Origin of the sequence: Methanofastidiosum sp., assembly GCA_020854815.1 — an archaeon.
Lineage (GTDB): Archaea > Methanobacteriota_B > Thermococci > Methanofastidiosales > Methanofastidiosaceae > Methanofastidiosum.
On the sequence record JAHKLW010000011.1, the window covers coordinates 1 to 7,541 of the forward strand.

Annotated in this window: 9 protein-coding genes; 6 read left to right on the forward strand and 3 right to left on the reverse strand. The window is 32.0% G+C overall.

Features of this window, described 5'->3' with window-relative positions; all coding sequences use genetic code 11:
* The first annotated feature begins 252 nt into the window (after positions 1-252).
* Positions 253-861 (forward strand): hypothetical protein, encoded by a 609-nt coding sequence (locus KO464_01150; protein MCC7571978.1) that lies wholly within the window; start codon positions 253-255, stop codon positions 859-861.
* A 79-nt stretch (positions 862-940) separates the two neighbouring features.
* Entirely contained in the window at positions 941-1,174 is a 234-nt protein-coding gene (locus tag KO464_01155; protein ID MCC7571979.1) for a hypothetical protein, read from the forward strand.
* A gap of 3 nt (positions 1,175-1,177) precedes the next feature.
* Here KO464_01155 and KO464_01160 read toward each other — a convergent pair whose 3' ends face one another.
* Positions 1,178-1,774 carry a hypothetical protein gene (locus KO464_01160; protein ID MCC7571980.1) on the reverse strand — a complete coding sequence of 199 codons (597 nt, stop codon included), beginning with the start codon at positions 1,772-1,774 and terminating at the stop codon, positions 1,178-1,180.
* A 140-nt stretch (positions 1,775-1,914) separates the two neighbouring features.
* Positions 1,915-2,715 (reverse strand): molybdopterin-dependent oxidoreductase, encoded by an 801-nt coding sequence (locus KO464_01165; GenBank protein MCC7571981.1) that lies wholly within the window; start codon positions 2,713-2,715, stop codon positions 1,915-1,917.
* A gap of 103 nt (positions 2,716-2,818) precedes the next feature.
* On the opposite strand from KO464_01165, the gene KO464_01170 reads away from it, so the two are divergent.
* From KO464_01170 to KO464_01185, 4 genes are read left to right on the forward strand one after another with little or no spacing between them, the layout of a single operon-like run.
* On the forward strand, positions 2,819-3,805 hold the full coding sequence (locus tag KO464_01170; protein MCC7571982.1) for a metallophosphoesterase: 987 nt from the start codon (positions 2,819-2,821) through the stop codon (positions 3,803-3,805).
* 1 nt (position 3,806) lies between these two features.
* Entirely contained in the window at positions 3,807-4,820 is a 1,014-nt protein-coding gene (locus KO464_01175) for an ECF transporter S component (protein MCC7571983.1), read from the forward strand.
* The gene (locus KO464_01180) at positions 4,820-6,250 is read left to right on the forward strand and encodes an ATP-binding cassette domain-containing protein (GenBank protein ID MCC7571984.1); all 1,431 of its coding nucleotides are present in this window, start codon (positions 4,820-4,822) and stop codon (positions 6,248-6,250) included. The genes KO464_01175 and KO464_01180 overlap by 1 nt, the downstream gene beginning before the upstream one ends.
* Positions 6,251-6,255: 5 nt before the next feature.
* Positions 6,256-7,023 (forward strand): energy-coupling factor transporter transmembrane protein EcfT, encoded by a 768-nt coding sequence (locus KO464_01185; GenBank protein MCC7571985.1) that lies wholly within the window; start codon positions 6,256-6,258, stop codon positions 7,021-7,023.
* Here KO464_01185 and KO464_01190 read toward each other — a convergent pair.
* The coding region (locus KO464_01190; protein MCC7571986.1) for a hypothetical protein at positions 6,980-7,541 on the reverse strand (562 nt) is incomplete at its 5' end. The genes KO464_01185 and KO464_01190 overlap by 44 nt on opposite strands.

Consider the following 7,541-nt stretch of genomic DNA (forward strand, 5'->3'; position numbering starts at 1 on the left):
AAATACTTCAAATCAATAGAAGAGTTCATGAACTTCTACAACAAGAAGCGACCCCATATGAGCTTGAATCTTGACGTGCTTGAGACGCCAGAAAAGGCATTTTACAGAAAGCTAGAATCTGGCAGTAATTTGCCAGATACTACCTAAAATAGGGGAGATTTTTTAATGAAAGGAAAAGGAAATAATTACAGGATAAGACATAATAGGAATTTTCAGTTAATTTTATATGTTATGGAGTAGATGAATATCCGTATGACATACGTAATTAGAAGTAGTGGAAAAAAAGAAGAATTTGACGCAGAAAAACTAATATCTTCAATTATGGCTGCTGCGAGTGAGGCCGGCATAAGGGACGATGCAAGATTACAGGCAATAATTGATAGTGCCTCATCAAATACTATCTTTTATGCAAAAAATAAACAAGAAGTTCAAACAAAAACACTAAAAGATATGATACTAAGCCAAATAATAAGAATCGGTATACAGATGGCAATTCAGAAATTTGGGGCCAATGCATCAAAAGAAAATGTACTTAGCGAGTTAATTAACGCTGGATTGGATATGTCTAAGAGTTCGAAATCAAGTGCATCAAGCGATGCTTTAAGTGAGATTTTGGGAGCATTGATGCAGGGAGATTCTAGAACTAATTCATCTAGCGATATCCTAAGTGATCTATTGGATGCAGGATTACGGATGTCTAACAAGAGCTCTAGGAGTAATGAGCCAAACGATATCTTAAGTCAGTTATTGGGTTCAGGAATGCAAAAGAGTTCAAGAGCAAATTCATCAGATGATGATCTAGAGAACATCATAAAGACAGGTATGAAGCTAGCCAATGCATGGATGAGATACAACAGATAATAGGCATTAAAAATCTCAATCGAACTAGAATAGTTTAATTTTATTTTTAATATTTTTATAAAAAATATAGGTAGATAAAATGAAATCGGACAGACTCACTTCAGATACTTTACAGAAGATAAAAGATGTAGAAAAAGAACTTATAGCCTTGAAAAATGAATATCTTTCAAAACAAGACCCTATAATAAAAGAAAAGATGGAACAAAAGAAAAAAGATTTAGATAAACTCAGGGCGTATTATAAAGACCATGTGATGACTTCATGCAACGAAAGTTTTGAGGCTAAAAGAAGAAGACTATCAAAGTATGATTGAGGGTTACTCAACTTTAATAGATCTTAATCCCTTTATTCCTAACGAAGGAATATTGAACTTCTCGCCTTCATATAACACTAGCTCATCAGTAATCTCAGTAATTAGATATTCTTTTTCAAAGTTATTTTCTGCAGTTAAAATAGCTTTAGTTGCACCTTCTTTTGGTAATGCTTTTGTTAATATTTGAGATAGCGTGGCAGAATTGTATTTATTATCTAAGATATCTTGAATTGAATAAAATATGTTTAAATCTCTACCACTAAAGTATACCACATTGGTAACATTCCCATAGATTGAAAGGGATTTTGAAACATCAATGAATTCAATTATTTTGAGTTTCTTTAGCCAGTTGCATTTGCACCCATATAAGGGGTCAGATATTACCTTTAATGGAGCGCCTTCTTCTTCAGATAATAACTTTCCTTGCTTCTTATAGCTTGCTATTACCTTTTCTCTGTATGGAATGCTAACAAGATAAAAATCCTCCGAAATATAGTTCACTATACCACTATCACCAAAGTTAGAAATTCTTGGCCCTTCCCAAATAACTTCTCTTTTTTCTTTATCAATAACTATTTCTGTTATAGTTGTACTTTGCATAGAATATAAATCTTCAAATTGATAAGTTTTGATATTTTCTCCTTGAATCACATAAAATGGCCATTCAATTTTTTGACCACACCCAATTGATCCTAAAATTAATATAAAAAAAATTAGGAAAAAATAAAATTTAGAAGATTTCATATTACTTCCACTCTTCTTAAGTTATTAATCCAAAATCCAGATGCATATCCGGGCATAATCAGTCTAAAATCGTCAGTTATGAGTATATTTTCTTTAGAATATGCTTCTTGGAATGAAACTTCTTTTGAATATCCATCTGATGCAATAAATTTAATTGATGTAGCAGTATCTGCGTATCTAGCTCTATCTAGTATTGCAACTAATGGTACCCCTGTGTATGTCCCCATTTCTCCTTTGAATTCAGCTTGAATAGTTTTCTTTTCAAATCTGCCTAAATCTTCTGGAGTTAATACTATTGTAACTTTTGTGTTTCCTGTAACAACTAATGCATTTGAAGAATCAAGTAGCTTTATTTCTTTTAACCAAGTTAACCAAAGCTTTCCTGGTTGATCGGGTATTACAATCTGTATAGGTCCGCCTGTTTCTTGTGTTAACTGAACTCCTTTTTCTGCGTAGCATAAATATGCTCCATCGTATTCATCCTTCACAAGAGTAATCATGTATCCATCTTCTGCAACGAAAGATATGTATTCAGGTTGGACGCCATAGCTAGTTAGTATGTCCATTAGTTTTACGCCAGTATAATTGCTTGGAATTTCTGTTCCAGTTGACTTAACAAGAGTGGCATCAAAAGTTTCAGCTTTCATCGTCTTAAGTTGGCTTAAAGACAAAGTTTCGCTATGCAGTCCTGTAAAATTCACCGTATAATCGGGTGTAGCGGGTACATTTTGAGTTGTACATCCTAAACTTAATACTAAAACTAGTATTGCCAATACTGGTATATAATTTCTATTCAAACAATCACCAATTTATGATATTATTTTTGAATATATAAGCGTTATGTCTAATAAATCATGACTATGGGAAATCTTTTAAGCGATATATTAGATAAATTATATCGTGAAGAAAATATTGCTGCCTCTAATTTCAGTGATTATTATCATTTCGCTATCAATAGGGCATAGATCCATAGATTTAGAAGGAGGGGTACTTAGGGATAATAATACTATTTGGTCAAAATCCCCCTATATGACTCTCACCGTTAATAATTATTCAATTGTTCCTAAGAAAATGGAGATTTCAATATTAAACATAAAAAAAGAGAGTATAATTGAAATAAATGGCCAATCTCGAAGTATAAACCCAAATGATAAACTAGTGTTAGATTTACCATCTCTATCTCAGAATAAATATTTTATTAAATCACCAGAAAAGGATAATTTGAGATTTGCAATTGTTGGTGACTCAAGACCAGATAGCTCTAAAGATCCTTACCCTAGAGTCTTCAAAAAGATAATGCATGATATAGATTCAGAAGATTTAAATTTTGTGATACACCTTGGTGATTTTGTAATTCATGAAGAAAAAAAATATTTTGATGAATTTGAAGAAATTATAGGAAACTATGATACTCCCATTTACACTATTATTGGAAACCATGATGGTGATGTTGAGGGCGGATCTTTATACAAAGAATATTATGGAGATACATTCTACAGTTTTACTTATATGGGGACTAAATTTATTATTTTAGATAATTCTATTGGGCTCTTAAATCAAGAAAATATTTCATTTCTAGAAAATGAATTGAAATTTGATGGTGAAAAATTTGTTTTTGTACATATGCCTCCTTTTGATCCAAGACCTTCGGGAATACATAGAATGCTAGGGGGAAAGGAATTCATTAAAACTGTAGAAAAGAATAACACTAGTATTGTATTTTCTGGTCATGTCCATATGTATCATCAAGTTATCCAGAATAATACTAAATACATAATCACCGGGGGAGGAGGTTCTCCCATATATGCAAGTGAAGAAATTGGTGGATTTTATCACTATTTGATTTATGATCAAGGAGATATAGATTTGATTAAAATGGAGAATTGATATGAAAAAGCAATTAACAATTAATCAAAAAAACAAATACTATTTTTCTACAAAAGATCTTGTAACTATTGCCATTATATCTTCTCTTGGAGGCGTACTATCTACCTACGTGGGTTATCTAGGTAATCTAATTAATAGGTTCTTTGGAGTACCTTTTGGAGCGGGACAATTCATGGCCGGCCTCCACATGTTTTGGGTAATTTTTGCTATTGGTATGTTAAACAAAAAAGGAACCGGTACTTTTGTTGGAATATTAAAAGGGTTTGTTGAGTTTTTATCAGGAGGTAAACTAGGCCTATTTGTGATAGTTTTATCTGGTATTCAAGGATTGATTGCTGATCTATCATTTTTACCATTTAAAAAAGATTCTACCACAGGCTACATTATTGCAGGGGGACTTTCAACAGCTGCAAATGTCTTTATTTTTCAGATATTTTTTGCCCCATATGAAGCATTGCCTTTATTTTTAGCCATTTCTGTTGTTGCCCTTATCTCAGGTTTTGTTTTTGCAGGAGTATTCCCTAAGAATGTAGTTGAATTATTCAAAGTTAAGGTAAAAGAAGGAGAGAAAAAATTATCTATAAAAAATAGTGTGACAATAGGAATCGTTGCAATTTTAGCTCTTGGTGCTGCCTCTTATTATTTAACACAACCATTAACAAAAGATGGGATAGATATAAGCGGGAATGTAGAGAATCCTTATGTATTTTATCCACAAGATTTTAGAAATGAAGAGATTACTGTTAACGCTGAACTCCAGGGAGATTATACCTATGTTGAACCCAAAGAATACAAAGGTGTGCCATTAAGCTCTATTGTAAAGAACTCAAATCCCCAAGGAAATAAAATAAGAATTATCGCCAAAGATCTATATGAAGTAAGTTTTTCGCTTGAAGAAATATATGGCAACGATGAAGTTATAATTACAGAAAACAACGGATCTTTTACTCTAGTTGCTAAAGGATATGCAGGAGGATATTGGATTAGAGATATCACTAGGATTGTGATAGAGTAATGATTAATATCAGGGATTTCTCTTTTTCATATTTTGGAGAAAACAAAAAGTCTCTCGAAAAAATTAATCTTTCGATAAATAAGGGAGAATTTATTGTAATAAATGGAGATTCTGGATGTGGTAAATCCACTCTTGCTCTATGTATAGGCGGATTTCTTAGAGATAAGGGGGAAAAAAGTGGATCTCTAGAAATTGATGGAATTGATGTTTTTTCCCAAGAGATTTTTGATATATCAAAAAAAGTTGGAATAATACAACAAGACCCTGAAGGTCAGATATGTACATTGCGTGTTAAGAACGAAGTTGCTTTTGGATTGGAAAATCTCATGGTTTCTCCAGATATTATCAAAGATAAACTGAAATATTATCTCAAAATAGTAGGGATCGAAGATCTTGAAAGTAGGGACGTATTCTCTCTTTCTGGAGGGGAGAAACAAAAAGTTGCTATAGCTTCAGTTATGGCTATGGAACCGGAAATTCTAATCTTTGATGAGCCAACTTCAAATCTTGACCCAGTTGCTACAAAGGAAATATTCAAAACAATATCTGAAATCAAGAAAAGGACAAATATAACCATTATAGTAATTGAGCATAAACTTGGATATCTTGAAGGTCTTTGGAATAGAATTGTGTATATGGAAAACGGAACAATAAAAGAAATATGTAAGAAATGCGCTAAAAAAAATTATTTTTCTTGTAATAAAAATGGAAATGGCCACCTTGGAAAATCCTTAATTGATATTAATGGACTCACTTTTGAAAAAGATGGAAAAACAATTCTTTCTGATATAAGTCTCTCTTTGAAAGAGGGAGAAGTACTTTCAATTATTGGTAAAAATGGTTCTGGTAAAACAACTCTGCTTCTTCATCTTCTTGGAATTTATAGACCAACTGGGGGGGAAGTAAGAATAATGGGAGAAGATACTAGGAGCACGAATGTTTCAAAATTATCAAGAATTGTGGGCTATGTTTTTCAAAATCCAAATCATCAGATATTTGAAGAAACAGTTTGGAAAGAATTAAATTTCGGTCCAAGAAATTTTGGAATAGACTTCCATAACTGTGAAGAAATTTTAAGTGATTTTCAACTAAATGATTATCAAACAAAGAACCCTCAAGAGCTTAGCTTTGGTGAAAAAAGAAGGCTTAACATTGCATCGATTAAAGCATGTGATCCAAAAATAGTTGTTCTTGATGAGCCTTTTGTAGGTCAAGACGACAAAAATACTGGGCTAATTTTGAACTGGATTGACAACGAGAGAAAGAAGGGAAAAATTATAATATATGTTTCTCACGATCCAAGAATTTTAAGTTCACGAGAAGACAGAATTATATTTCTTGAAGGAGGGAAGATAGTTGTCGATGGTAAAAAGAAAGAGGTGATAAATATCTTAAGAGATCTCTCATTTGAAGAGTTCTTTTCAGGATAATTATTATGATTAAATATATCGAAAAGGAAACTTTCCTCCATAGAATAAATCCTATTTCGAAGATAGTGGTTCTTTTCATGTTTGCATATTCACTCTTTCTTTTCAACTACTGGGAAATTGAAGTGTTGGCTCTTACATTGGTTTTGTTTCTTTATATAGTAAGTGGCATTGGATTATCAAAGATTGAAGGAAAAAAATTTTTCATTGTTTTCTCACTGTCCCTCCTAATTATCAATGTTCTATTCATCAGGGATGGATACGCACTTTTAGAGTGGAGCATAATTAAAATTACCTCGAATGGCCTTGAATTTGCTATATTTTCAGTGGCAAGATTTCTTGCAATTGTATTTTCAAGTTTTCTATTCGTAATGACTACTGAACCTAACAAACTTGCTTATTCTTTGATGCAGGCAGGCGTCCCTTATAGATATGGATTTACTCTTGTAGTTGCCCTGAGATTTGTTCCAACGTTTCAATTCGAAACAGGGAACGTCAGAAATGCTCAAGCTGCAAGGGGACTTTCTATAGACAAAATGTCAATTAAATCTTTGTATACAATGGCAAGGTATACTTTTATTCCGCTAATCAGATCAACTATGCAATATATTGATACTCTCACTGTTTCCATGGAGGGCAGATGTTTTGGAGTATACGATAAGAGAACTTATATCGAAGAGGTAGTATATGGAAAAACGGACATTGCATTATTGATTATCTCTTTGATATTTTTCATTGGGATTGTATACCAAAGATTTGGTCAAAATCTTTTTTAATTTTTGATGCCCATTTTAGGATTTCATCCCTTTGATTTGGCCGGAATGACGCATCAAATAATAAACCTTCAATTAAGTAATTTTTCAATAATATCTGTATCTCATCAAATTCAAAGATTTTATTCTGTAAGTATTTTTCCAGAAAATAGTTTGATAAATAGAATTTTTCATCAGTGAATGAAGGCGAAGAATCTATAATTTGAGCTATTGTTCCACCTATATCCTTTAGATTATTACCATAAGTACTTTCTTCAAAATCTAACCCATAAATCCTATTTTTATAAATAAAATTCTTTATGCTTAGGTCCCCTCTTAATAAAGAAAGATTACCTTTTTTTATCTCATGAATTTTAGAAAAAAAACTTGATAGACTATCAAGAAATTTTTCTTTATTGGCTAAATTGGAATTTATAATATCCATCAATGTTTCGCCTTGGATGTATTCCATAAAAATTGTTTGATTAACTAAAGAGTATGGCTTTGGAACAGGGATATTTTTTTTATAAAGATTTTGCAAT